This window comes from Spirosoma aerolatum (assembly GCF_002056795.1).
GTDB classification, from domain to species: Bacteria; Bacteroidota; Bacteroidia; order Cytophagales; family Spirosomataceae; genus Spirosoma; species Spirosoma aerolatum.
In genome coordinates, this window is the sequence record NZ_CP020104.1 from 1281636 (window position 1) to 1308334 (window position 26699).

General features: G+C 49.8%; 14 protein-coding genes. 7 read left to right on the forward strand and 7 right to left on the reverse strand.

Annotation, left to right across the window (positions count from 1 at the left end):
* The first annotated feature begins 7 nt into the window (after nt 1-7).
* Nucleotides 8-1612, forward strand: coding sequence for a SusD/RagB family nutrient-binding outer membrane lipoprotein (locus tag B5M13_RS05230; RefSeq protein ID WP_080054655.1), 1605 nt, complete (start codon nt 8-10; stop codon nt 1610-1612).
* A 237-nt stretch (nt 1613-1849) separates the two neighbouring features.
* Here the strand turns inward: B5M13_RS05230 and B5M13_RS05235 are convergent, their stop codons facing one another.
* Both B5M13_RS05235 and B5M13_RS05240 read right to left on the reverse strand, forming a co-directional pair.
* Complete coding sequence (locus B5M13_RS05235) at nt 1850-3412, reverse strand: FG-GAP repeat domain-containing protein (RefSeq protein WP_080054657.1); 1563 nt, start codon at nt 3410-3412, stop codon at nt 1850-1852.
* A gap of 33 nt (nt 3413-3445) precedes the next feature.
* A complete protein-coding gene (locus tag B5M13_RS05240; RefSeq protein ID WP_080054659.1) occupies nt 3446-4681 on the reverse strand; it encodes an ROK family transcriptional regulator in 1236 nt (411 codons plus the stop codon).
* Nucleotides 4682-4921: 240 nt separating this feature from the next.
* On the opposite strand from B5M13_RS05240, the gene B5M13_RS05245 reads away from it, so the two are divergent.
* The 4 genes from B5M13_RS05245 to B5M13_RS05260 all read left to right on the forward strand — a co-directional run bounded on the left by B5M13_RS05245 (nt 4922) and on the right by B5M13_RS05260 (nt 12520).
* Nucleotides 4922-6079 (forward strand): glycoside hydrolase family 18 protein, encoded by a 1158-nt coding sequence (locus B5M13_RS05245; RefSeq protein WP_080054662.1) that lies wholly within the window; start codon nt 4922-4924, stop codon nt 6077-6079.
* A gap of 23 nt (nt 6080-6102) precedes the next feature.
* The gene (locus B5M13_RS05250) at nt 6103-7563 is read left to right on the forward strand and encodes an alpha-L-fucosidase (protein WP_080054665.1); all 1461 of its coding nucleotides are present in this window, start codon (nt 6103-6105) and stop codon (nt 7561-7563) included.
* 31 nt (nt 7564-7594) lie between these two features.
* Nucleotides 7595-10147: a carboxylesterase family protein gene (locus B5M13_RS05255; RefSeq protein ID WP_080054668.1), complete on the forward strand. Its 2553-nt coding sequence runs from the start codon at nt 7595-7597 to the stop codon at nt 10145-10147.
* A gap of 84 nt (nt 10148-10231) precedes the next feature.
* Nucleotides 10232-12520 (forward strand): family 20 glycosylhydrolase, encoded by a 2289-nt coding sequence (locus B5M13_RS05260; protein ID WP_080054671.1) that lies wholly within the window; start codon nt 10232-10234, stop codon nt 12518-12520.
* A gap of 50 nt (nt 12521-12570) precedes the next feature.
* Here B5M13_RS05260 and B5M13_RS05265 read toward each other — a convergent pair whose 3' ends face one another.
* On the reverse strand, nt 12571-14970 hold the full coding sequence (locus B5M13_RS05265) for an ABC transporter permease (protein ID WP_080054673.1): 2400 nt from the start codon (nt 14968-14970) through the stop codon (nt 12571-12573).
* 83 nt (nt 14971-15053) lie between these two features.
* On the opposite strand from B5M13_RS05265, the gene B5M13_RS05270 reads away from it, so the two are divergent.
* A complete protein-coding gene (locus tag B5M13_RS05270; protein ID WP_080054675.1) occupies nt 15054-15497 on the forward strand; it encodes a hypothetical protein in 444 nt (147 codons plus the stop codon).
* 23 nt (nt 15498-15520) lie between these two features.
* Here the strand turns inward: B5M13_RS05270 and B5M13_RS05275 are convergent, their stop codons facing one another.
* Nucleotides 15521-17938, reverse strand: a complete 2418-nt coding sequence (locus tag B5M13_RS05275) for an ABC transporter permease (RefSeq protein ID WP_080054677.1) — start codon at nt 17936-17938, stop codon at nt 15521-15523.
* Nucleotides 17939-18093: 155 nt separating this feature from the next.
* On the reverse strand, nt 18094-20616 hold the full coding sequence (gene mgtA / locus B5M13_RS05280) for a magnesium-translocating P-type ATPase (protein ID WP_245859784.1): 2523 nt from the start codon (nt 20614-20616) through the stop codon (nt 18094-18096).
* Between the two features lie 531 nt (nt 20617-21147).
* Between mgtA and B5M13_RS05285 the strand changes: the two genes are divergently transcribed.
* On the forward strand, nt 21148-23106 hold the full coding sequence (locus B5M13_RS05285; protein WP_080054683.1) for a sensor histidine kinase: 1959 nt from the start codon (nt 21148-21150) through the stop codon (nt 23104-23106).
* Between the two features lie 20 nt (nt 23107-23126).
* Here B5M13_RS05285 and B5M13_RS05290 read toward each other — a convergent pair whose 3' ends face one another.
* Nucleotides 23127-25568 (reverse strand): ABC transporter permease, encoded by a 2442-nt coding sequence (locus B5M13_RS05290; RefSeq protein WP_080054686.1) that lies wholly within the window; start codon nt 25566-25568, stop codon nt 23127-23129.
* 7 nt (nt 25569-25575) lie between these two features.
* Nucleotides 25576-26685: a DUF2911 domain-containing protein gene (locus tag B5M13_RS05295; RefSeq protein ID WP_080054688.1), complete on the reverse strand. Its 1110-nt coding sequence runs from the start codon at nt 26683-26685 to the stop codon at nt 25576-25578.
* Nucleotides 26686-26699 lie beyond the last annotated feature (14 nt).

Here is a 26699-nt window from a genome sequence, read left to right on the forward strand (position 1 = left end):
TGCAATCATGAAAAAGAAACATATATCATTACTGCTTTTATCAGGAATGCTCCTGGCAAACGTAGCCTGTAAGGATTCAGAGTTTACCGAAGCCTATCCTGATCCTTCCAAGATTTCGACGACAACGGTTGAAAAGCAATTCACCGGCGTTCTGTATGCAAGCCGTGATTATGTCCTGCCGGGCTATCGGTTCTACTTCGTTACACTGCGTACATCCCTGAACCGCTACAACCAGGCTGTGGGCTGGCCTAACGAATCAGGTCAGTATGTACCGGGTTCGTCGGGTGTGGAAGATGTCTGGTATAACTACTACAACGTACTGGCGCAGTACCGTGAACTGCAGAAAGTCTATGCGTCAAAGCCGACTGATCAGCAGAAAGAACTGCGCATATTTATGCTGAGTGCTGCGGTATTTGTGTACGATTACACGGCAAAACTGGTTGACCTGTTTGGGCCAATTCCTTTCAGCCAGGCGGGTTTGTTAAGCACAAATGGGGGTGATTACCAGACGTCGAGTGCTAAGTTCGATACGGCCGATGGTATTTACACTTTCCTGCTGGACGATCTGAAAAGCATCGCCACCGAAATGAATACAATCACGCTGAATGCTGGCTACCAGAAGTCGTTCCAGACCCAGGATTTCCTCAACAAAGGCGATCTGTCGCTGTGGAAACGGTATACCAACTCGCTACGTTTGCGTCTGCTAAACCGGGTTTCGGATGTTGATGCGTTTAAATCGCGTTCAAATTCAGAAATCGCTGAAATTCTGGGCAATCCGAATACCTATCCGGTTGTTGAGACGAATGCGCAGAACATCCAGATGAATGTTTATGATATCAACACCGATATCAATTCCAAAGGCTTCCGCGATGGTATTGAAGGCGATGGCTGGTATGGTAATACGGCTGGTAAGGCAATCATCGACAACATGAATGCCAATAATGACCCACGTCTGCCTGTACTGTTTGAACCCGGTGCCAATGCTGGTGGAAAATACGTAGGTGTTGATCCAATGGCTACGTCGGCTACCCAGACAGCACAAATCAATGGCGGTCAGATTGCGATCTATAACCGCTATACGCTGAGTCGTAATCAGTTCTTTCCTGGTATTCTGATCAATGCAGCTCAGGTCAATCTGATCAAGGCAGAATATTACCTGCGGACCAATAACGATGCTGCTGCCAAAACGGCTTATGAAACGGCCATCACTCAGTCGGTTCAGTTCTACAATGGCATTCTGGCCCTTACCAATGCGACTGGTATTACGGGGTCGGCGAAGCCCGCAGCCGCTACTGATGCCTCTATTGCCTCCTACATTGCAGGCAATGGAGTAAGCTGGACTAAAGCGGCTACAAGTGCTGATAAATTGAAGCTGATTGCCACCCAGAAATGGTTGCATTATAACCTGGTTCAGCCCTATGAAAACTGGTCGGATGTTCGCCGTTTAGATTACCCAGTACTGAGTTTCTGGACCGATAACTCGAACAATCAGACCTTGCCCCCCGTGAAGTGGACCATTCCAGGTAACGAGATCACGTACAACACCGCCAACTACGAGACCGTACGGGCATCTGATAAGTTAACCACCAAGGTTTTCTGGGATGTGAAGTAATTAGTACAACTGCAATAGATAAGCAGCTTACTAAAAATGGATTAGGTTATTTTTTGTCATGCTGACGAAGGAAGCATCTTCGGAAGTAGGATATAAGGTTATCTCCGAAGATGCTTCCTTCGTCAGCATGACAAAAACGCCTTTATTGTATACTATAAACTGTTTATTATTAAGGAGTTATAGTTAAGTTAGAGTAGGTTTGGTTAAGTATAAGAAATAGGTAGGTCATTGGCCTGCCTATTTTTGTTGATGCTGGTTTTCCAGCACGAGCAGTTGCGGAAAGGTGGTAATGCCTTTATACAGGAGCTGGGTCATTTCGCCAACCGTATGAAAATAAGAACCCAGCACAATGTCGGTATCGCCATCCTGATCGATGTCGGCGGCTTCCATAGTGAGCCATTTTCCGTAAGCAGCTTCGGGCGTGCTAAAGGGTTTAAAGTTTAGCTTACCTTCGTTCGAGAAATAAATAAAGCTCTGTTCGGGCTGCTCCAGTGTGGTATAAAAAGCAGTAGCCGCTATATCAACATCGCCATCGTTATCGAAGTCGCGGGCAATGGCTTTGCTGGCTCCGTATATGGGGAAAAACCAGGCCTCTTTGAAGTTATCTTTCCGGTCGTTCAGGTAGATGTGCACACCATGATAATTTTTATGGATGGCCGAATAGTCCCAGTTATCGCCATTAGCCAGCAGAATATCCAGAAACCCATCCTTATTGAAATCAACGAGTTCGAAATAGCTGGACCCGAATAAAGGCGAAAACCGCAAGGCCGTTTTTTCGGTGAATTGACCTTTACCTTGATTATAGAAGATAGTTACCTCCTCTCGTGCCTGGGCCATCAACACCATAATATCGGGCTTTTTATCGTGGTTGAAATCGGCAATCTGTACGTTTCGGGCACCGGGCAATGCCTTCAGAACATGCTCTTTCGTGGGGTCGAGCCCATCGTACCAGAACAGCTTTCCGGCATTATTTCCAAAACCACAGATGAGAGCGTCCTGCCTGCCATCCCCATTCAGGTCGCTGGCTGCAAACTGAACCGGACGGGGTAACTCTTTGATATTGATGGGTGAGGAACCCGGCTTAGCCGACCGTTCCAGCGTCATCAGTCGGCCCAGATGCTGATCGGATGGGCTGAATATGCCGATGGTTAATAGACGTGGAGGGGCGTTTTGAGGAAAATCTATATCGGTTGGTGGGGTATCGATCCACCAGGTATCGGCTAGTTGGAGATTTCTGTCCAGTACATAAAGCGCATTCTGAGCGTCACCTACGTACAACTGCCCCTTGTTGCTATCATATTTCAAAAGGGTTGTTTGCGGCACGGGCTTATCGCCGAGCGATAGCGCTTTAATGGTAAAAAGCGGAAGGCTATCCTTTATGGGAGCGTGGGACTTTTGGGGTAAAGGTGCTTCGGGAGCCGTCTGTTCGTAGTAGCTGACGATTTTTTCCCAGTCGCTCATCGATAGTACGGGCGTTTCCGGGTAAATATGCAGCGGTCTGATGGCGTTTTCTTCTTCGGGCGAAAGTGACTGGAGCGTGTCCTGCCCCGGCAGCTTAAGACCCAGGCGCATGGCCATAATGGGCAAAACACGGGTGGTCCAGGTTTTCTTATCCAGAAGCTCCGGTTCTGGAACCAGGTGGCAACTCCCACAATAACGCGATGCCAGTTGCTTTCCGATTAAGGCCGAATCCTTGACAACTTTTACCTGACGAACCGGTGTGAAATCCTGGTCAATACTGGCAAAAGAGACAATGCCAATAGCGATGAAAAGAAGCAGACCCGCTTTTAAGGGAACCATTCGGCAATTCGTTTACAGAAAATAAGAAGAAAATCAGGTATCGGCGAATAGGCTTTCGAGCACATGCGCATGTGTACCTAACCACTTGGCCGCACCATTTAGTTGCGTAACCTCAACCAGTAAATTATTGCGGAAGCCACTCAGGCAATGTTTATTAATGGCTAGCTTGATGGAATTGGTGATGAACAGAGACGCTTCGGCCAGTACACCGTCGATCACAATTATCTCGGGATTGAACAACGTAACGGCAATGGCCAGTCCTTTGCCAAGCTGATAGCCTGTTTCGTGCAGTTGATCGATGGCAAAGGTATCACCCTGAGAAGCTGCCTGGATCACGTGGCTGATCGTAATCTGGCTTGGATCGTCGTGGAAGACCGCTAGTTTGGTTGCCTGACCAGCCTTCACTTCTCGCTGTACTCGCTTAACGAGCGACGATGCAGAGGTCAATGTATCCAGACAACCTATTTTCCCGCAATAGCATAACTCACCCTGAGGAGCTACCTGGATGTGCCCCAGTTCGCCCGCAAAGCCCGAAGCACCATGAAAAACCTCGCCATTGATAATAATGCCTAAACCCACCCCCCAGTCGATATTGATGGTCAGCGCGTGTTGTTTACCCACACTGCTCCCAAACCGATGTTCACCCAAAGCGGTGGCTTTGGTATCGTTAATCATAAACACAGGCAAACCCCACTGCTGCTCCAGCCAGGCTGTAAGCGACTGATCGGGTAAAGTCAGGTTAGCATAGCTTAAGTTAAGTCCATGCTGTGAATCGATCAGACCGGGTAACGATAGGCCAACCCCGACGATGCTGGATTTATCGATACCTGACTCGGTAACGGCTTCATTAACGAACGATACCAGAAATTCTGAAAAACGTGGACTGTTTTCCAGTGCCATGTCGACACGCTGTTGAAAAATAATCTCCCGTAGTGGGTTTACCAGCAGCAAGGTAGTATCGTGCGTATTACTATCCAGAATAACAGCGTAATGACCTGCTGGATTCAGGCTAAAAAGAACAGGCCGCCGACCATTATTACCTGATACCGTTCCGACGGTATTGACCCAGCCATCATCCGTCAACTGGTCGATAATCTGGGTGGCCGATGGAATACTGGTATTTAATAATTCGGCTAGCTTCGCCAGTGTCAAAGAGCCTTCCTGATACAGATGGAGAAGTGCTTTCTTAACCTGTTGGTTTTTTTTAAAAGCAACAATGGAGCGTTTGGTAGTAAGAAGATTTCCTTCCGGAGTGGCAGATGAGAGCATATACGTTAACGACTCCTTCCTAAAGCGGTCGTTCAATTAGAAGCGAACAAGTCCTGTACTTATAAGACATAAGCGTGCCATTTCTATTGATAAACTCAAAAAACTTACCAATTGCATAATGTCGGGCAGCAATTATGGCATTTCATTAACATAGTTAATAAATATTTTTCTTAATAAGGTCGTATTTTATAAAAAATTTAAAATCTCGGTATCTTTGTTCTATCTCATCTTGACAAAAAAGTGAAGTCACATTTTCAGATCGTAGTCAATTCGTTGGCCGCTTGTCTCATCGGCCTGTGTTTTATTCATTCTACAAAGGCTATAGCTCAGTCTGCCCCAAAACGATACGTACTTATTGGATACGTAAGCGGTAACGGATGGACCAAAGAGCAGATTGACGCCCGTAAATTGACCCACATCAACTACGCCTTTGCCGTTCCGGCACAAAACGGTGAATTTGCGCCTATTTCCCCAAAAGATTCGGCTAATCTGGTGGCGCTAACATCGCTCCGGGCCGTTAACAAAGACCTGAAAATACTGATCTCGGTTGGTGGCTGGGGCGGTTGTAAGTACTTTTCCGATGCCGCTCTGACTGACGCTTCCCGGCAGAAATTTGCGGCCAGCGCGGTGGCTTTTCTGAAAAAATATAAGCTCGACGGTGTTGACATCGATTGGGAGTATCCTGCGCAAATTGGTGCCGGAAACATTTTTCGGCCCGAAGACAAGGGCAATTTTACGTTGTTTCTCAAAGCAATCCGGGATCAGCTCGACAAGCAGGGGCAAGGCGATAAGCGCACGGGCTCCAATCACTATCTGCTGACGGCCGCTACCGGGGGCGATACGGCTTTTGTGAGCCATACGAACCTGGGCGAAGCGCAACGCTACCTGGATTATGTGAACATCATGACGTATGACCTGTATCATGGCAATGATAAAGTAACTGGGCATCACAGTCCACTGGCACAATCGAAAAAGGGCGATCAATCGCGTAACAGCTCTATGTCGGCGGTGGATGGGCATATTAAGGCAGGGGTTCCGGCTCGTAAAATCGTTTTAGGTATCCCTTTCTATGGGCGCGGCTGGTCCGATGTTCGTCCGGTCGATAACGGTCTATATCAGCCGTCGACGGGCAAGCATTCCTTTCTTAGCCACGATGAACTGGTAGATAAGTACATCAACAAAAATGGGTTTGTACGCTATTGGGATGCCGATGCCAAAGCTCCCTATCTATGGAATCCAACTTCGCGCACGTTTATTTCCTATGCCGATACCGAATCGTTTATTCCCAAACTCAACTACGTGAAACAGAAGGGGCTGGGCGGCATTATGTTCTGGGAATACATTTACGATCTGAAACACAAAGCCTTGCTCGATACCGTTGTGAACGGCCTGAACTAACCCAACTCCCGGCAGAAAATACGATGAAGATACCCCCGTTTTACGCAAACTGTTATGCCTGGTTACTGGCTATTTGCCTGCTGCCTGGTGCGTTGCTGGCGCAACAGCACTCCGAACAGAATCATACGCACTACATAACGCCTAAGGATAGCCTGGTTCGTCAGAAACTTGCGCAGTGGCAGGGTATCAAGTTTGGGCTTCTCATGCACTGGGGAACGTATAGCCAGTGGGGTATTGTCGAATCCTGGTCGCTATGCCCCGAAGATGAGGGTTGGTGTGTACGGAGAGGTCCATACGCAGCCAACTGGTACGACTATAAACGGGCTTACGAAAACCTTCAGACCAGCTTCAATCCTACGCAGTTCAATCCCGACCGCTGGGCCACGGCGGCTAAAGAGGCTGGTATGAAATACGTGGTGTTTACGACCAAGCACCACGATGGGTTTTGTATGTTTGATACCAAACAAACGGATTACAAAATTACCGATCCGAAATCACCGTTCTCGTCGAATCCCCGCAGCAACGTTGCCAAAGAGGTTTTCAATGCCTTTCGCGCTCAGAACTTTATGGTAGGGGCTTATTTTTCGAAGCCCGACTGGCATATACCCTACTACTGGGACCCCTATTTCCCGCCCAAAGACCGAAACGTATCCTACTCACCCCAGAAATATCCGGAGCGTTGGCAGAAATTCAAGGATTTTACCTACAATCAGATTCAGGAATTGATGACCGATTACGGTAAAATCGATATTCTCTGGCTCGACGGAGGCTGGGTGCGACCACGAACAACCATCGACTCAACCATTAGCTGGCAGCGTACCATCCCTTATGATCAGGATATCGACATGGCTCGTATTGCCCGTATGGGCCGTAGCCACCAACCGGGTTTGCTGGTCGTAGACCGGACCGTAACGGGTGAATTTGAAAATTACGTAACCCCCGAACAATCCATTCCTGATGCGTATATGCCCATTCCGTGGGAGTCGTGCATGACCATGGGTGATTCGTGGTCGTATATTCCGAAAGAGAATTTTAAACCAACGCGTAAGCTAATTCATACACTGGTCGACATTGTTGCCAAGAACGGTAACCTGCTGCTGAACATTGCCCCCAGCCCCAATGGCGACTGGCACCCGGAGGCTTACCAGCGGTTGCAGGAAATTGGTGCCTGGCTGCGCATCAATGGCGAATCGATTTATGACACCAAACCCGTTGCACCGTATCGGCAAAAGCAGTGGGCGTATACGGGCAATGGATCAACGGTTTATCAGACATATCTGCCTGCCGAACAGGAAACACCACCTGCTACGCTAACGCTCAGTGCAATCGGTAAGATAAGCAAGCCAACCATTAAACTGCTGGGATATATCAAGCCGCTCAAGTTCAGTAAATCAGCCGATGGTTTTGTGGTTACGTTGCCCGATGCCGCTCGTAAGTGGTTGCAATCACAACCTGCCTGGGTTTTCAAAGTGTCGGAACGGTAACTTTATTTTGGTCCTTGATATTTAATCAGCAATGCAAAAACTACTGGCCAGCCTGGCCCTCTCGTTCTTGTCAACCAGTCAACTGTGGGCGCAAACGACCCCGGAACCCGTTCGGCCAACAGCTTATACATTTACCAGAGGGCTGGTGGCGCTGACCGGTAGCCGATATGGTCGCGAAGCCATTTATACCGATCCGTTGGCGTATCGGCTGTATTCGGGTACGCTAACAGCCCCGGCAGAAGGAGCCGCGTTCGGCACCGACGATCAAGGTCGTGCTATTACCTGGATGGCTGTAGCAGCGGATAGCCTGGGTCGGCTTCGGTTGCGTGGCAACAATCGGGGTAATGGCGGAGCACCGGCAGGACCGGGTGTGGTGGCCGGTAGTTTGCGGGGAGGTATCGGTGGAGGAGGTGGCTACACCTATCTGACCTACCCCTCATCGCGCGAACAGATGGCGTTGCTGACCATAAAAGGCAATAGTAACGTCTATGTAAATGGTGAACTGCACATGGGCGATGCTTATAATATGGGTTATCTGCACATTCCGGTAAAGTTGCGCAAAGGCATAAATGAGTTGTATGTGCGGGGGATTATGATCACGGCCACCCTGGATTTTCCAAATAAGCCAACACTACTCAGTACCGACGACCCTACCTTACCCAGCATCCGGTTAGGCGAATCGAATAATGCGTTACAGGGTGCCCTGGTGGTTATCAATGCATCAACCAAACCCCTCACCGATCTGCAACTAGTCAGTAAGCTGGCGGGTAAAAGTCAAACAACAACGCTTCCCGACATACCACCCCTATCGAGCCGGAAAGTGGCATTTGGGTTCGATGGAAGTGGCGTTACCGAAAAAGGCCCACATTCCACGGAGTTAAGTTTGATTCAGAAGGGGAAAATGCTTGACGCAGGGCGAATTACTGTCGAGGCTGTTCCGCCCGGTGCGTCGTATAGTCAAACATTTGTCAGTCGGATTGATGGGAGCCTGCAATACTATGCTGTAACGCCCCAATCGTCGGTTAACACGGCTTCATCGGCCTTGTTTTTGTCGATGCATGGAGCTGGTGTTGAAGCTAGCGGACAGGCGCGGGCGTATAAGGCCAAAGACTGGGGTAATCTGGTGGCAGCTACCAACCGCCGACCACGCGGGTTCAACTGGGAAGACTGGGGACGGATCGATGCGCTGGAGGTACTAGCCATCGCCAGAAATCAGTTTAAACCCAATCCGCAGCACATCTACCTGACGGGCCATTCGATGGGTGGGCATGGCACCTGGTTTCTGGGCGCGACTTATCCCGATAAGTGGGCGGCTATTGCTCCCTGCGCTGGCTATCCGACCCTGAAAGAGTACGGTTCGGCCGATGGGGTTATTCCCGATACCAGTAGCAATCCGCTGGAACAGATGCTGTTGCGGTCGGGTAATCAGAGTGATGTGCTGAAACTAACGGCCAATTATAAACCGCTGGGCGTATACATCTTTCATGGTGATGCCGACCGAACGGTGCCTGTGACCTATGCCCGACAGATGCGCAAACTATTAGGTCAGTCGCAACCCGACATGAGCTACTACGAATATCCCGGAGGTAGTCACTGGTTTGGTGACCACAGCGTCGACTGGAAGCCTCTGTTCGATTTTTTCAAATGGCACCAGATTTCTGCCGACTCAGCCGTAAATGCCATTGATTTTACAACCGCGAATCCGGGGATTTCGTCGGCCTATCGGTGGGCATCGATTGAGCAGCAAACCCAACCCCTGCTTTATAGCCGCATCCAGTTAACCCGCCAGCGATCGTCTATTACAGGAACAACGTCGAATGTCAGCCTGCTCAAACTGGCCCTGAATGAATTTGGCGCGAAAACACTGGTGACGATTACGCTGGATGGTACGTCCGCACTGACCTACACCACAGCTAGCGCCCAGGATACAGTATTCCTACATCGCGAAAGTGGGCAATGGGTACAGACCAAACAACCGGACACTTGGCAGAAAGGTCCTCACCGGAACGGCACGTTTAAAGACGCATTCAACAACCGAATGGTGTTTGTGTACGGTACAAAAGGGACAAAGGACGAAAACGACTGGAATATCCAGAAAGCCCGCTACGATGCCGAAACCTGGCTGTATCGGGGTAACGGAGCCGTAGACATCATTGCCGACACAGAGTTTTCAATGACCAGCTATGCGGATCGAGGTGTGGTTCTGTTTGGGAATGCGACCAACAACGCGGCCTGGCAGGCGCTATTGGCCGATTGCCCCATTCAGGTAGAACGTAACCGAATTAAGGCTGGGAGCCAGCAATGGCAGGGCGACGACCTGGGTGCCTATTTCGTTTGGCCCATCAAAGGGTCGAAAACTGCATCGGTAGCGGTTATTGGAGGGACTGGGCTAAAGGGAATGAAAGCGGCATCGGCTAATCAGTATTTTGCTGGTGCCAGCGGATTTCCCGACTTCATGATTTTCGGACTCGATATGGTCCGGGATGGCAGCAAGGGCGTTCGCATGGCTGGTTTCTATAACAACAACTGGCAACTGGCACCGGAGCACTACGTTGTCAATGGGCAGATGCGTGGAAGTAATTAAAAGGCTATAGCATCCAGGCCAAATTACTGTGATGTGTGAATACTTGCCATCACAAAAAAAGGGAACTTCTATACCTGTATTCTCATGAGTCGATTGTCTTTCCTGTGTCTTGCCCTACTGTTTACCATTCATCTGCAGGCTCAGGACTTTACCCGGCGGTATCCCCTTATCCCATACCCCACATCGCTAACACCCGCGTCCGGGCAATTCACCATAACCACTCAAACCGCACTGGTTGTTGAGGACAGTCGATTTACTGCTGAAGCAGGGCAGTTGCAGGAGTTGATGCAGCAGGGACTAGGAAAGCGGCTGCCAGGAAAAGGCAAAGGACCCAAAATTGTGCTCCAATACGACCCGACTAGTTCCGCGTCGGAAGGGTATACGCTACAGATCAACCCACAGCAGATAACGCTGAAAGCCCGTCAGCCTGTCGGGATGTTTCGGGCTATTCAAACCATCCGGCAACTGTTGCCTGTAGCGATTGAAGGACGGCCCAGCACGTCGATGTCATTGCCACTGCCAGCGGTTCAGATTCAGGATCAACCAGCCTATGCCTGGCGAGGCATGCACCTCGATGTGTCGCGCCATTTCTTTTCAATGGCTTATTTGCAGAAATTCATCGACCGGCTGGCGTTGTATAAGTTTAATACGTTTCATCTGCACCTGACCGACGATCAGGGTTGGCGACTGGAAATCAAGGCCTATCCTAAACTGACGAGTGAGGGCGCCTGGCGAACCTTCAATAATCAGGATTCGGTTGTTCTGAAACGGGCTATCTCTGACTCTGATTTTGACCTGCCAGAGCAATTTATTCGCCAGCAGAATGGCCAGACGCAGTACGGTGGATTTTATACGCAGGCCCAAATGCGCGACCTGATTGCCTATGCAGCCGCTCGACACATCACCATTATTCCGGAAATCGACATGCCCGGTCACCTGACGGCCGCCATTAAGGCATATCCGTTTCTGAGTTGCACGGGCCAGGTAGGCTGGGGGAAAACATTTTCTGTACCAATTTGTCCCTGCAACGAGCCGACCTATACGTTTATGGAAACGGTGCTGAGCGAAGTGATGGCTCTGTTTCCCAGCGAATACATACATATTGGAGCCGACGAAGTGGAAAAATCGACCTGGACGCAATCGCAGGCTTGCCAGGAATTGATGAAGCGCGAAAGTATTCAGAATGTAGAGGAATTGCAGAGCTACTTCGTCCATCGGATTGAACAATTTGTGCAGTCGAAGGGGAAAAAGCTGATGGTCTGGGACGATGCCCTTGAAGGTGGACTCAAACCCTCTACAGCCGTTATGTACTGGCGTAGCTGGGTGAAAGATGCTGCCCAGAAAGCCGCCCGGAACGGAAATGATGTGGTGATGACGCCCGTCAGTACCCTCTATTTCGATAGCCCACCCGGCATCCGGTCGGTCGAGAATGTGTATAATCTGGCGGTAGTGCCTCCGGGGGTTACCACCGAGCAAACGAAGCAGTTTCTGGGCGCACAGGCCAACATCTGGACGGAGTATATTTCTACCGAGAACCGGGTCGATTATATGAGCATGCCTCGGATGACGGCTCTTTCAGAAGTAATCTGGACAGGCAAAAATGATTTTTCATCGTTTCAGAAACGACTTTTGCCGCACTACCTGCGTATGGAAAAAATGGGAATCCATTACCGATTGCCCGACCTAACGGGTTTTGCCGAAGAGAATGTTTTTGTCGATCAGGCTACGCTTCGCATCAAAAAGCCGCTGGACAGTTATACGCTACGCTATACCACCGATGGTTCGCAGCCGCAGCCAGGCTCACCGGAACTACCCATGGGGTTGCTCATTACCAAACCGCAAACGGTTAAGGTAGCGGCTTTTACGCCATCGGGGGTGCGTGGCGATGTCTACAGCTTACGGTATCAGCAGCAGGCTTACGCAACGCCAGTTTCGGTGGTTCATCAACAGGCTGGCTTACAGGGTAGTTACTTCAAGAAGTATTTTAAAGAAACGAAACTGATGAAGCAGCAGAGAGCCGACAGTACCTATACGATCAGCAATCTGGTGGTACCAAAATCAGTCAATGCGCCTAGATTCGGTATCCAGTTTCGGGGGTATTTAACCGTACCCGAAACAGGTGTTTATAGTTTCTTCTACACCTGCGATGATGGCGGTATCCTGCGCATTGCCGACCGAATGGTGGTGGATAATGATGGTAACCATTTCCCTATCGAAAAAAGTGGACAAGTGGCTTTACAAAAAGGCGCTCACCCATTCGAAGCGGATTTTATCGAAGGTGGTGGCGGCTTTACGCTGAAATTGAAATATAGTCTGAACGGCTCCGAGCCAATGGATATTCCCGATAGCTGGTTTACGCACTACTTGGATTAGTAATACGCTCTACCGCATCGCTCGTCCGCAATGCAATCGCGGACGAGCGCTTAATCTGACCGCAAACTCTTCACCGGATTCATCAAGGCTGCTTTGATACTTTGGTAACTGATTGTCAGCAAGGCAAGGCCAATGGCGAACATACCTGCCAATGCAAAGACCCACCAGGCAATATTGATTTTGTAGGCAAAACCGGCCAGCCATTCGTTCATCGTATACCAGGCCAGTGGCGAAGCTAGCAGAATAGCCAGAAGCACCAGTTTCATAAAGTCTCTGGAGAGTAGAGTTACAATACTGGCTACCGAAGCCCCCAGCACCTTCCGAATACCGATCTCTTTGGTACGTTGCCCAACCGTGAAGGCTACCAGCCCATATAGGCCAAGTCCGCAAATGACCATCGCCATCAGCGCAAACGTATTGGCGAGTTTCGAAATCGTCGTTTCGGTCTCGTAGAATTTGTCTAGTTGGTCGGTTAGGAACTCATATTCAAACACATCGTTCGGGTACAGCCGTTGCCAAACCGTCCGAATGTGGGCCAGTGTTTGGGTCGATGATGCGCCTGAAATCCGAATGCCCGCCTGTTTGTACATAGTGGGGTATGTGGCAATAAAGCAGGGGGCAATCACCTCACGCAACGATTTCTGGTGAAAGTCCCTGACCACACCCACGATAGGCATTGGTACCGACGACAGGTAATATTGCATCCGTTTGCCGAGAATGGCCTGTGGATCGCGGAAGCCGAGTTTGTGGAGCAGCGTTTCGTTGATGACATACTCCCGGATCGAATCGCCTTCCGTAATGTTACGGCCTGCAACGATTTTTAAATTGTATGTTTTCAGGTAATCGGCATCGGCGAGCCGCTCCCGGACCGGGAAGTTGGTCCAGTCGTTTTTTGCCCCAAATTTGAATGAGCCGCCATTCATGACATTAGCCGAGGGTGGACGGTATTGAAGGGTTACCGATTTAATGCCGGGGTATTGGCGGAGTTCATTTTTGAAGGCTTCCCACGACTTCTTTTCGGAGAGAGGAAGGTTGACAGTTAGGATGTTATCTTGCCGATAACCCAGGTCGGTCTGCCGAATGAAGTTCATTTGTTTCATTACGACCAACGCCCCAATTAGCAGTGCCTGACAAACGACGAATTGCAGAATAACCAACCCTTTTCGCAGCGAGTAGCCCCCTACTATAGCGGCCGTGAGTTTCCCGCGCAGGCTAGCCCAGGGGCTGAACCCTGACAATACAAAAGCCGGATACCCGCCTGCCAGTAGACTTACAGTAAGTGTCAATAAGCTGATAAATAAGAGTATAGATGGGTCAGGCTTGAGCGAAAGCTGTATATGTACCCAGTTGTTGAATAAGGGTAGGCTCAGCAAGGCTACCCCCACTGCCAATGCGGTTGCCACAATAACAATTAACCCTGTTTCGAGCAGAAATTGCCAGGCCAGTTGAACGCGTGAACTGCCCAGTGTTTTGCGAACGCCCACTTCTTTGCTGCGCCGAAATGCCTGGGCTGTTGCCAGATTGACAAAATTGATGCAGGCAGTCAGTACCAGAAACAGGCCAATCAACTCCAGCGACCAAAGCAACGAAGGCCGGATAACTCCGCCTACGCGGTCAACGTCGAAATGCACATCGGCCAGCGGCTGGATATGAAATTGGAAAGCGTGAGCCACGTCGCCGAAATGTTTTTTCGATAAATCTGGAAACGTTGCTTCCACCCGCTTCGCTGTGGCTGGTGAATTATCGTTTAGGGTACAATAAAGACGATAATTACTATTCAACTGCCCCCATGCAGTTATGTTAAAATCGGGGTCGAGCTGCCGGAGGGTTGGCATCGAAATGAACAGGCCAATGTTTGTATCGGTCGGCTGAACAGGATCGGCGATGATACCCGTGACGGTTGCATTGATCGTGTGATTGAGTTCAATAGTACGACCTATTGGGTTACTCGTGCCGAAATACCGCCTGGCCCACGATTCGGTCATAACAACCGTATTGGGTTCGCGCAACGCCTTTTTCGGGTCACCGCTTAGCCATTGGTAATCAAAAATCTGAAACAGTTCGCCTTCGGTCAGTGCTGTACCATCATGCTCCAGAAACCGTTTGGGGGCCTGGCCCGGTTGAGGAATGCTGACCGTCAGCGACCGATTGGCCATCAAAAAAGCTGCCTGTTCGACCTGCGGATAGTCGGTTCGGAGTGCTTTGGCCATCGGTAATGGCGCTTCGGGGTAGTGCTCAACAGATCCGTCGTCGAGATGGAGGTCCAGAACGATGCGGTAGATACGGTCGAAGTTGGCATGGTGTCGGTCGGTGCTGAGGTGGTACCGGACAAACAGAAAAATGAGCAATCCGCCCGCCATACCGATGGTAAGTCCGACGACGTTCAGAAGTGTATACGTGCGTTGCGAGCGCAGGTTACGGAGGGCGATTTTGAGGTAATTGCGAACCATAAACGTTTTGTCTACTTTTGTTTACAAGTTTCTAAAAACTGGCTCTGGATCAATTGCTATCGATTTAGAGCCAGTCATTGGTTATGTACGAAGTCAAACACAGTCTGTCGATGGTGCATGAAGATGAAATGGGCCTCAATGCGCCTATGGATCATCAGCGTATTATCAGTAAATTGAATGTAGGTTTGGGTAAGCTTTATTATTATGACAAAGCTATCCCACTGGAACCGTTGCCCGAAACGATGCTCGACGAGGGCCGTACGAGTCCAACTCCCGACCTGATTCTGTACGATAAGGAGCGCGATCATATACCGATTATCGTCGAAGTGTGCCATACGCGCGGCTTAAAAGGTGATTTGCAAAAAGTGGTCAGCCTGATCGAAGATTTTCCATACGACATCGTCGAAGGGTTTGTCTATAATTACCGGACGGGTATTTGGTTTCGGTACCGAAAAGGTGACAATGGTATGGCTTCCGAATCTTCTTTCTCTGACATTCTCCAATTGGATCTGAATCAGTTTATCTAAACCGTATCGGCGACCCGGCAGACTTATTCGCTACGTAAACTTTTTATGGGGTTGGCCAGGGCTGCCCGGACAGCTTGTGCACTAACGACTAGGCTTGTTAATAAAGCCAGTATAGCAGCTACGAACACAAACGGTGCCCAGGATAAATCGATTCGGTAAGCGAAATGCGCGAGCCAGTCGTGTAAAAGATAATACGCCAACGGCCAGGCAATCAGGTTGGCAATGACCAGAATCAGGGCAAATTCCTTTATAAATAGATTGACGATGCCGATGGTGTTGGCGCCCAGTACTTTCCGAATCCCAATCTCTTTGGTTCGGCGGGTCACGTTCAGCGAAACCAGCCCCAGCACACCCAGCAATACGATAATTAGAGCTAAGGTCGTAGCTAACCGGGATGCTTTCTGCAATTGCATCTCTATCTGATAAAGCTTTTGGAGCGTATCGTCCATGAACGAATACTCAAACGGCGCATCCGGAAACAAGCGGGCCCATTCCTGCCCGATTGCGTCTACCGTTTGGGGTAACTGCCCCGGCTTGAGCCGGAACGAGAAATAGCGGTAAACCGGATTTGACCGAACGTTAATGAAGATAATTGGCTTTATGGCCTGGTGCAGCGAATTGAAATGAAAGTCTTTGAGGACCCCTCCGATCTTCAAGGGGTAGCCTCCTCCATAAAATCGTACCTGTTGACCAATTGCGTTGGCTGGATCCTTCCAACCCAGGGCTTTCACAGCTGATTCGTTTAAAACTACTTCTGTCGAATCATACCCTCCGCCGTTGGCATTGAAAAATTGTCCTGAATGGAGTCGAAGCCCATAGGTTTGGGCAAATCGTTCATCAGAGGTTAGTACCTCTATGGTAGCCGCTTTAGTACTGTCCTGACCATGCCGAAACACCTGGCCGCTTCCACTACTTCGTCCATCGGGAACGATAAACGAAAAGCTTACATCGCTTACACCTGGCACTCGCGCCAGTTGGTTGCGGATACCTTCCATACGCTGCACCCCTGCTGGCGACCAGTCGCGTGGCACTGAAGCTACCGTCAGGACCTGATCTTTAGTATAGCCCAGATCTTTGCTGAAAAAGTACGTTACCTGCCGACCGATGACCATAGCCCCGACAAACACGAAAATGGCCACTGTAAACTGAAACACGATTAAGGCCCGGCGTAAACCAATCCCTTTCTGGACCGACGCTGTCAGCTTCCCTTTCAGCGATTCGACCGAGGGCAGATTCGACAGGATAAAAGCCGGGTAACTACCCGCCAGTATGGCAATGAGCAGGACCAGCCCAATGAGCGCCACATATGCTAATGGCGACCAACTAATGAATGAGGGGATAGGTCGCTCCAGTATGTTGGCAAACATTGGTCGGAAAATTTCGTGGCATCCAAGAGCCAGCATGGTAGCGCCAGCGGTAAGCAAAAGGGATTCGGTCAAAAACTGGCCGATCAACTGGCTCTTGATGCCACCAAGTGCCTTCCGTACACCAATCTCCCGCAGCCGGGTTGCCGACATACCAATGGTGATGTTGATGAAATTGACTACAGCCATCAGCAAAATGAATACGCCGATCAGGCTCAAGGTCAGCACCATTTTCTCGACCAGCCCATTATTAGCCTTTAGGTAGAGGGTTGACAGCGGGCTCAGATAGGCATGCAAATTCTCTTTATAACCCGATGGCGCATAGGTGGTTAACGCATCCGTAAGCGGTTTGGTAAGTTGATCGGCCATAACACCCGGTTGCAATTCCAGATAGGTTGGTATGTATTGGTTTTGCCACGAATCGATCCCCACTTTGGGCGTGAAATAACCGACATCGCGCATCGGAATGAAAATCTGGTCGCGCTTGGGGAGCAAGTCTAGTACACTGTTGCGGGGTGGTTCCTGCAATATGCCGGTTACCGTAAATACCTGTTTGCCACCAAGCGGAGTCTGGACAGTAAGCGTTCGTCGGAGAACGTCGGTTCTGCCAAACAGTTTTTGCGCCATAGCTTCCGTAATCACGATAGAGTTGGGGGCCAGCATAGCCGTTTTTGGGTCACCATGCATCAGTGGAAACCCAAACATCGACAGCAGGGTGGAGTCGCCGACCTCGATACCTTCCCGGAAATGTTTATCGCCATTCGAAACAATGGCTGTGACCCCGTAAAAGCGGTAATAATTTGCTACCAGGGTAGGGTACTGTTGCTTAAGCGTTGGGCCGAGGAGCCCCAGACTTGTGATATCCATACCCATCGTTGGCTCCTTCCAGCGGCTTTGTATCAGATATTGTTGGTTTACGTTCCGCAACGTTTTGTTGACGGCTAGTTCACCCTGAATGTAGTTGCCAATTAGCAGCAGAAACGTAATGCCAACCGTAAGACCGAGAAGTGTAACCAGTGCGTAGAACCGGCGCTGGCGTAGATTGCGAAGGGCAATTTTAAGGTAATTCTGAAGCATGAGACAAACGATTTAGGCGACCTGCTAGTTGACGCCGTGAAGGTATCGACTATCGCGTTTCGTTTGTCTTTTAATCTGATTGACAGGGTGTTAAAAAATGTTAAGGGCAGAGTGCCGGGTATAAGGAGTAAGGAGAAGGGGAGGATATTAACAGGCTACTCTGTTTTATAGTGGCGGAAAAACCAGACCTTTAGCAGGTCGGCGGTGAGCACATAGCCTAAGATAATCAGCAGGATAGTTACGAGTTGGTGAACGGGTGGCGGGGTAAGGCCGAATGCAGCCGAAACTGGTGAATAGGGGAGGTACACTGTTAGTAGAATACATAGAATGCTTAACAGGGTAATCCACCGGGCGGGTCTGCTCCTGAAGAAATTCTTACGGGTACGGATGATGAAGAAAATAAGCAATTCGGTCAGGATCGACTCGATAAACCAGCCCGATTGAAAACCCGATTCTTTCAGGTGAAAGCCGAACAGAAGGGTACTGAACGTGAAGACGTCGAACAACGAACTATGAATCCCGAACACCAGCATGTAGCGCTTGATCAGTTGGATATTCCATTTGCCGGGTCTGGCAATCTGTTCCTGATCCACATTGTCGGAGGGGATACTCAGGAAGGGGAAGTCGGTCAGGAAGTTGGTGAGCAGAATCTGCTTGGGCAGCATCGGCATGAAGGGTAGAAAAAGCGAAGCCAGTGCCACACTGCACATATTGCCAAACGTGGAGCCCGTGCTGATGTAGATGTATTTCAGCGTATTCGCAAATGTTTTGCGCCCTTCGCTGATACCGTCGGCAATGACCGATAAGTCTTTTTCGAGCAGGATAAAATCGGCAGCATCGCGGGCCACATCGGTTGCATTATCGACGGTTATGCCCACATCGGCAGCATTGATGGCCGGTACGTCGTTGATACCATCGCCCATGTAGGCCACCGTGTACGAGTGCCGTAAGGCCTGAATAATGTGCTCTTTCTGCTGGGGCTCCACTTCCGAGAAAATATGCGCCGATTTTACTTTCTGGGCTAGTGTTGTCGCGTCGATTGTCAGTAGTTCTTGGCCCGTCATCACAACCGGATTTTCGATGCCGATCTGTCGACCAATGGCCTGAGCCACGATTCGGTTATCGCCCGAAATGATTTTAAAGTCGATGTTGAGTTGCTTTAAGGCACCAATAGCGTCCACAACCCCCGCTTTGATTGGGTCTTTCATCAGCACAAAACCGGCAAAGGTCATATCGGCTTCGTCGGCTTTGGAGAAAGTTTCATACTGACCATCTTTATAACAGACCACAAGGGCTCGCATACCGTTTTGTCCGAACTGTTCGAACTGCTGTTCAATAGCTGGCCGATAAGTAACGATTGGATTTATGGTTCCGTCGGGCATGCGTACAGCCGAACAAATGGACAGACATTCGGCAAAGGCACCTTTGCTGATGAGCCGTTTTTCGATGCCGGTATCGATGGCAATGCTTAGTCGTTTGCGGGTAAAATCGTAGGGGATTTCGCCCAGTTTGGTTGGTTTCGAGACGGGTGTATCGAAGGTAAGAGACCGTATGGCCTCGTCGATGGGGTTAGAATAGCCCGTTTCAAACAGCGCATTGTAATACACCATCATTTTGACAAAGTCGCTGGGTTGCCCCCACGCATCGACAAGCCCGTTGATCTGAATGGCCCCTTCGGTAATAGTGCCCGTTTTGTCGGTGCAGAGCAGGCTGATTTCACCGAGGTTCTGAATGGAATTTAGTTTCTTAACGATTACCTTCTTGTCCAGCAGTCGTTTGGCCCCCGCACTCATCGCAATGGTCGTAATGGCCGGTAACAATTCAGGGGCCATCCCAACGGCCAGCGCCAGTGCAAACAGGGCCGAATCGATCAGGCTTTTCTGATTGATGAGGTTAATAATCAGAATAAATCCACTCAATGCCAGCGTAATACGCATGAGCATAAACCCAAAGTCCTTCAAGCCTTTATCGAAAGATGTTTCGATAACTGAACCGGCACTTTGAACGACGTTACCAAACACCGTATGCTGCCCGGTATGGATAACCAGAGCTTTGCCACTACCACTAACAATGTTGCTGCCTTCCCACAGACAATTCGGACGTTGCGATAAGGCCGCACTCGCTTCCGAAATACAGGGTTCTTTCCGTACCGGAAACGATTCGCCCGTCAAACTGGCTTCGTTGACCTGTAGTTCATTGGCCTCAATAAGCAGGCAGTCGGCTGACACCACATCGCCCGCGTTGAACAGGAGTACATCACCAGGGACCAGTTGCGAAGCCGGAATCTCTTTTTCCTGGCCATCGCGAATGACGGAGCTTTTAATGGTAATCAGAGTTTGTAGTTTTTCTACGACTCGTCCGGCATTTCGCTCCTGAAAAAAGCTGATCAACCCCGTCGATAGCAGGATGAACAGGATAATCATGACATCGGAGGTGTCCCCTAAAAAAGCCGACAGGAGCACAGCACCGATGAGCAGGAGCATAAGCGGACTTTTGAACTGCGTAATAAACAGCCGGATGTCTTTTTGCAAAGCAGATTCGGAGTGGGGTCCTGTCGCTGTTTTTAATCGTTGCCGGGCGACCTGTTCGGTTAGTCCGTTCTCGGAACTACCGAGTTGTTGCGCCCAGTAAGGAGTCGTCTTTGTCCAGAAAGTATCTGTTTTGTTGGCGGTGTTCAAATCAGTGATAGTTAACTGCAGCCGTTATTGAATTTAACCGCAAAGGTGCAATAGGGGCAAGCTGTTATAAATCAGCTCATTAGCCCTTGCGTCTTTGCGCCCTTGCGGTTAAACAACGCTATGATGAAGCAATGATACACCTGATGAACCTCACGGGCCTATGATAAAAATCAGGCCAAAGACTCGTATTTATCGGTGACAGCGTTAGCATGATTCTAAATGATGAATCTGTTTAAAAGCGTTTAAACAGATTTTTTGTCTGGCGACGAAGGCGCAATCTTCATTGAAAGCGTTTTCTGCCTATTTCCGAAGATGGTTCCTTCGTGGCCATAACAGAAAAAAATACCGGCTATAGCTCAATTTTATGAAGTTTAAACAAGTTTATGGTTATAGGCCGAAAAGGGTTAGATTTATACAATGCTTTCTTTACGTAAGTAATGCTTCGGCTAGCTGGCAGACTCCCGCATTTTTCTGAGGGATCTAACCGTAGGTATTGCTCAATTATATGCCGTCAACTTGTTATTTATCCGCATGGAATCCTTGTTTACATCGACTAACCTGCTTCCTGATATTGACCTGAATGCGTCGGGTACCAGCATGGAACTGTATCGACCTATACGCGATTCCGATGGTCAGATTATTGACTTTCAGCTTCTGATGCTCAATGCTCCTGCTCTGGAGCTGTGGGGTCGCCCGCAAGGCGAACTCATTGGGCAACTGCTTCGTCAGTTGGTAGTTGAAGCCGATGCTTTCTATCTGGTCCGACAGTTTAGCCTTGTCGTCGATTATGGGCGGGCTGTGCGATTCGACATGGATAGCCCTCAGAAAGGATTGGCCTGTGAACTACAGGTGACGAAAGTGGATGATGGGGTCCTGGTGAGCTATCAGGATGTCGACAACCGGCGGCCGCACGCCCGACTGGAGGCAACGGTATTGGCGCAATCGGAGCGGAGTATATTACATCAGGATACCATTTATCAGCAGGTAGTTGATAATACGCAGGCGGGTCTGTTGCTGGCTCGACCCATTCGAAATGAGCAGGCCGAGATAATCGACTTTCAATACATTCTAACCAACGAATACAATGCCCGCACGACGGGTCGGTCGGTGGCGGAGATGACCGGGGCATTGGTCGGTGACTTATTTCCTGGCTGGCAGCATTCAGACTTGTTCCGGCATTATGTAGAAGCGGTTGAGACTCAGCAACCCAAACGAATTGTCTTTTTTTATGAGCAATACGGAATGAAGGGTTGGTTCGATGGCTCGTTCACCTGTGTGGATGGCTGCATACTATATACCTATACCGACGTAACAGCTTATAAAGAAGCAGAGTTGGAACAGCAACAGAACGTAGCCCTGCTCGAACAGGTGATGAATATGACCCCTGCGGCCATTGTCCTGAACCAGAGTATCCGGGATGAATCGGGCGAGATCATTGACTTACGCATGATGAAGCTCAACCAGATGGCTGCCGACATCCTGCAAAACCCAATCGAAAAGATTCAGTTTCGTCGCGTGTCCCGCTACATTGCCGGTTCTATAGAAACCCCTTTGTTTGAGCAATGCAGGCAGGTGATCAAAACAGGTGTGCCCATTCGGATGGAAGTGCCCTGGGCTGGCCGATGGTATGATTTTTCGGTAGTTCGGTTTGGAGATGGGGTGGTGCTGGCAGCGCAGGATATTACGCCTACCCACCAGTACCGGGAGGAACTTGAACTGACTAATATCGAACTAAAGCGGTCGAACGAGAATCTGCAGTCGTTCGCCTTTGTGGCTTCGCACGATTTGCAGGAACCACTGCGTAAGATAATATCGTTCTCCGACATGCTGGCCACGCAATACGCCGACCAGTTCAATGCTGAGCCAACCGATATTGTCCGACGGATCAATACATCGGCTATCCGCATGCGTTTGCTGATTCATGACCTGTTGGCGTATTCGCAGGTACAGACGCGGCAGGATTCGTTTAAATCTGTAAACATCGCCAGTCTGATTCAGGAGTTGCAGGAGCATGAGCTTTGGGAAACGATTTACCAGCGTAAAGCCGAAATTCATGTGGGTGAATTGCCTCTGGTCATGGCCGATCAGTCGCAGATGCGTCAACTCTTCCAGAACCTACTCTCCAATGCCATTAAGTTTTGTGCAGGTGACATCATACCTGTCGTTTCAATAAGCAGCCGACTTGTAGATCGGGCGGATATACCCCTAGGGCTGATGGCGTCAGCAACGTCGGTAAAAACGAAGTCATCAACTACCCGATTTGCCGAAATTTCCATTGCCGACAACGGAATCGGCTTCGATATGAAATACCTCGACCGGATTTTTCAGGTGTTCCAGCGTTTGCACGGGCGTAGTGAATTCACCGGATCGGGGATTGGTCTGGCGATCTGTCATAAAATTGTGGAGCGCCACGGCGGAACCATCACTGCCAGCAGCCAACCCGGCAAAGGCAGTACATTTCGGGTGTATCTGCCCCTGGGCAGATCGTAAAGCATCCTGCCCTATGTACTTTATTCACTGCGCAAACTTTTCACCGGATTCATCAACGCGGCTTTGATACTCTGAAAGCTGACGGTGACTAACGCAATACCAACGGCTACCAGTCCGGCCAGAGCAAACATCCACCATTCGATGTCGATTTTATAAGCAAAGTCGGCCAGCCACTGATTCATGGCCCACCAGGCAATCGGACTGGCGATCAGAATAGCAATCAGGACGAGCTTCAGAAAATCTTTGGAGAGTAAACCCACAATGCTGGTGACACTGGCCCCCAGTACTTTCCGAACGCCAATCTCTTTAGTGCGCTGCTCGGCCATAAACGCTGCCAGCCCAAATAGACCCAGACAAGCGATCAGGACAGCCAGCATGGCAAATGTGAGGGCGATGGTGCCAACGCGCTGTTCAGCCCGGTACATCTCGTCGAAGCTTTGATTCATAAACTGGTAGCTGAAGGGCTGTCCGGGAGCCAGCTGTTTCCATTTCGCTTCAATCTGGCGTACCAGTGCGGGGATGTCGGCCCCACTTAGCCGGAACGATACCGCTCCCGAGTTTGAATCCAGAACAAGCGATAATGCCCCGATATTTCGCCGGAGCGATTCGAAATGAAAGTTTTTAACAACCCCAACAATCGTGTATGTCTTGCGGGTTTTGCCTTCCCCATCATTGAATCGCCAGACGCGCTTACCAATAGGGTCTTTAAAGCCCAGGATTTTTATGGCCGCTTCATTCAGGATAATCCCCGAGGAATCAGAACCAAACTGCCGCGAAAATTCACGGCCTTTCACCAGTTGCATCCCCATCGTTTTCAGGTAATCGTGATCGACTCCCCAGGTTTGCATGCTAAACCCTTTGTTCATATCGGTCTGACCTTCCGCAAAGTAGGCATTGTCGTTCCGGTTGGATGGCGTCGGCAGATAGCCCGATATACTTCCGCTCAGTACGCCGGGTAACCGCAATACTTCTTGTTTGAAGGTTTCGGCCTGTTTGCCAATAGCATACGCATCGTTGATAGTCAGGACCTGTTCGCGGTTAAAACCAACATTTTTCGTCTGGATGAACGTAATCTGCCGATAAACGATGATAGTGCCTACAATCAAAATGACCGACATCATAAACTGAAACACGACCAGTCCGCTCCGTAAACTCGCACTACTGAAGCCAGCTCCCATTTTCAATGCTGATAAGCCGCCCTTCAGCACTTTTATTGGTTGAAACGATGACAGGAAAAAGGCAGGGTAACTTCCGGCAACCAAGCCCACAACAAACGGCAGCAGAATAAGTACCGGCAACAGATAGGACGAAGCCAATTGGTTGATGGTTAACTCCTTTGCCGAAATGGTATTGAAACCCGGTAACGCCAGTGCAACAATGAAAACGGCCAGTACCATCGCCAGCGCTGATGTCAGTACTGATTCCGTCATAAATTGCCCGATGAGTTGCTGCCGTTCCGAACCCATCACTTTCCGAACGCCCACCTCCCTGGCCCGATTGGCCGAGCGGGCCGTAGCCAGATTCATGAAGTTGATGCAGGCAATCAGCAGAATAAAGAGCGCTACCGCCGAGAAAATATATACGTACTGAATGTCGCCGTTGGGAGCCAGTTCAATCTGCTGTTTTGAGTACAAGTGAATGTCGGTCAGGGGCATCAGCCAATACCGGACACTATTGCCTGCTTTCCGGAATTCGCCTAAACTCTTGCCAATCATCTGTTGTACCTGGGGGCCTACGTATTTTTCGATAACGGCATCGAAATTCTTCGCAAAAGCCGCTGGGTCGGTACCGGTTCTGAGCAGTATATAGGTATAATGGTTATTGCTGAGCCATTGCCCCCACGGATAATCATCACTGAGCATGGTTGGGATGAGGTCGGCATGGAAATGGGCATTTTTCGGCATGTCGCGCATAACGCCCGATACTTTAAACGTCAGCCGGTTGTCCAGAAGTAGCGTTTGACCCATCGGGTTCTGATTACCAAAGTGCCGTTTTGCGGCTGATTCACTAATAACAATCGTATTAGGTTCGGCCAGCGCCCGTTTCGGATCACCGGAAATAAGTGGTAAAGTAAAGACATCGAACAACGTAGAATCGGCAAACGTAACGTTGTCTTCGCGCAGATTGGTGGTTTCGCCCGCTCGTTTTACCAGCCATGTGCCACGCTGGTGCAACCGAACGTATTGCTCAACCTGCGGATAGTCTTTTTTGAGGGTAGGGCCTACGGGATCGGGCGAAACGGCAAACCGCATATCGTTGCCGCCAAATTTAATGTCGGACTGAACCCGGTAAATCCGGTCGGCCTTTTCGTTGTATCGGTCGTAACTGAGTTCATCCAGCACATAGAGGGTTATGAGCAGACAGCAGGCCAGCCCAACCGCCAGGCCAAAGATATTGATAAAGGCAAAGCCCCGTTGTTTCTGCAACGTTCGCCAGGCGATTTTGAGATAGTTCGTTAGCATAAGAAAGTCAGTTAATAACGGGTTTTCCTTCGTTGATGGCCTTTATCATAGCCTCTACGTTTGTTTTGTTCAGGGCATTCGGTGCCTGTGGGAGTGCCGCCTGTAGATACGGCAATGCCTCTTTGGGTTTTCCCAGGGCCACTAACGCACGACTCATGCCCAGATTTGTCGTAAACTGATTCGGGTTTTTGTCGTAGTTGGTTTTGAAAACCGCATAGGCTTCCTGATTCCGTTTCTGAGCCAGCAGGCTACGGCCGTATTGATGCAACTCGTTGAGTGTGCCCAGAGGCATAGCTTCTTTCATAAGCGCCGTGGCTTCATCCGTTTTGTTGATCGCAGCCAGGATAGACGCTTTCGTATGTAACGTCTGAAAATTCTTCTGCCCAATGTAGCGGGCATTAATGGCTTGATCGGCCCAAATGAGGCCCTGGTTCAGATCATGACTGGTTTCCAGGCAATAGGTGGCTGCCTGTACCAGCGATTGCCAAGTAAAGCCGGGTTTGGAAAGCAATTCTTTGCGGAATGACGCCATCTGCTGGCCCACCAGATCGACGCTCACTGTAAACGGGATCATACGTTTTTCCCACGACAATGCCACGGCTGCTGAGCTATCGGTCTGGTTCACGAACGAATACGTAAGCAGTTCAACCGATCGGTCGAGCGGCTGATTTTTTACCGTAACCTTGAGCACATCCAGGGCGGGGTCGTAGTAAAAGCTGCCCCAGGAGACGACGATTTTGGAGAAAATGACGGTGGTTTCCTCCTCGCCCAGGTTCATAAATAACCCATAGGTTCCGGCTTCGAGTGGTTTACCTTCCACCTTCACATCGTCTGAAAAGGTAATCGTTGTGGTTTCGTTGGCACCCGCTCGCCAGGGAGCGGGTTTGCCAGGACCGTAGCCCAGATCCTGGAAGCCATAGTGGGCAATGGGTGTTCCCCAGATTTTTCCTTCGCGACCTTTCACCCCCGGCCGGTCGTAGTGGACCGTAACGGTTGTCAGGCCAATTTGCTCAGAGACCGATGCTTTTTTGTTGCCACCAATTGGCGGTGTCGTGAGTTGCGCCTGACACACCAGCGCATACACGAAAAGATAGACGGTGAGCGTAACGTTACGCATAGGGACAAACAATG

What these genes read in the sequence shown, in the direction of transcription:
- B5M13_RS05230 (WP_080054655.1), top strand. Translation starts at nt 8, where the DNA reads ATGAAAAAGAAACATATATCATTACTGCTTTTATCAGGAATGCTCCTG.
- B5M13_RS05235 (WP_080054657.1), bottom strand. Translation starts at nt 3,412, where the DNA reads ATGGTTCCCTTAAAAGCGGGTCTGCTTCTTTTCATCGCTATTGGCATT.
- B5M13_RS05240 (WP_080054659.1), bottom strand. Translation starts at nt 4,681, where the DNA reads ATGCTCTCATCTGCCACTCCGGAAGGAAATCTTCTTACTACCAAACGC.
- B5M13_RS05250 (WP_080054665.1), top strand. Translation starts at nt 6,103, where the DNA reads ATGAAGATACCCCCGTTTTACGCAAACTGTTATGCCTGGTTACTGGCT.
- B5M13_RS05255 (WP_080054668.1), top strand. Translation starts at nt 7,595, where the DNA reads ATGCAAAAACTACTGGCCAGCCTGGCCCTCTCGTTCTTGTCAACCAGT.
- B5M13_RS05260 (WP_080054671.1), top strand. Translation starts at nt 10,232, where the DNA reads ATGAGTCGATTGTCTTTCCTGTGTCTTGCCCTACTGTTTACCATTCAT.
- B5M13_RS05265 (WP_080054673.1), bottom strand. Translation starts at nt 14,970, where the DNA reads ATGGTTCGCAATTACCTCAAAATCGCCCTCCGTAACCTGCGCTCGCAA.
- B5M13_RS05270 (WP_080054675.1), top strand. Translation starts at nt 15,054, where the DNA reads ATGTACGAAGTCAAACACAGTCTGTCGATGGTGCATGAAGATGAAATG.
- B5M13_RS05275 (WP_080054677.1), bottom strand. Translation starts at nt 17,938, where the DNA reads ATGCTTCAGAATTACCTTAAAATTGCCCTTCGCAATCTACGCCAGCGC.
- B5M13_RS05285 (WP_080054683.1), top strand. Translation starts at nt 21,148, where the DNA reads ATGGAATCCTTGTTTACATCGACTAACCTGCTTCCTGATATTGACCTG.
- B5M13_RS05290 (WP_080054686.1), bottom strand. Translation starts at nt 25,568, where the DNA reads ATGCTAACGAACTATCTCAAAATCGCCTGGCGAACGTTGCAGAAACAA.
- B5M13_RS05295 (WP_080054688.1), bottom strand. Translation starts at nt 26,685, where the DNA reads ATGCGTAACGTTACGCTCACCGTCTATCTTTTCGTGTATGCGCTGGTG.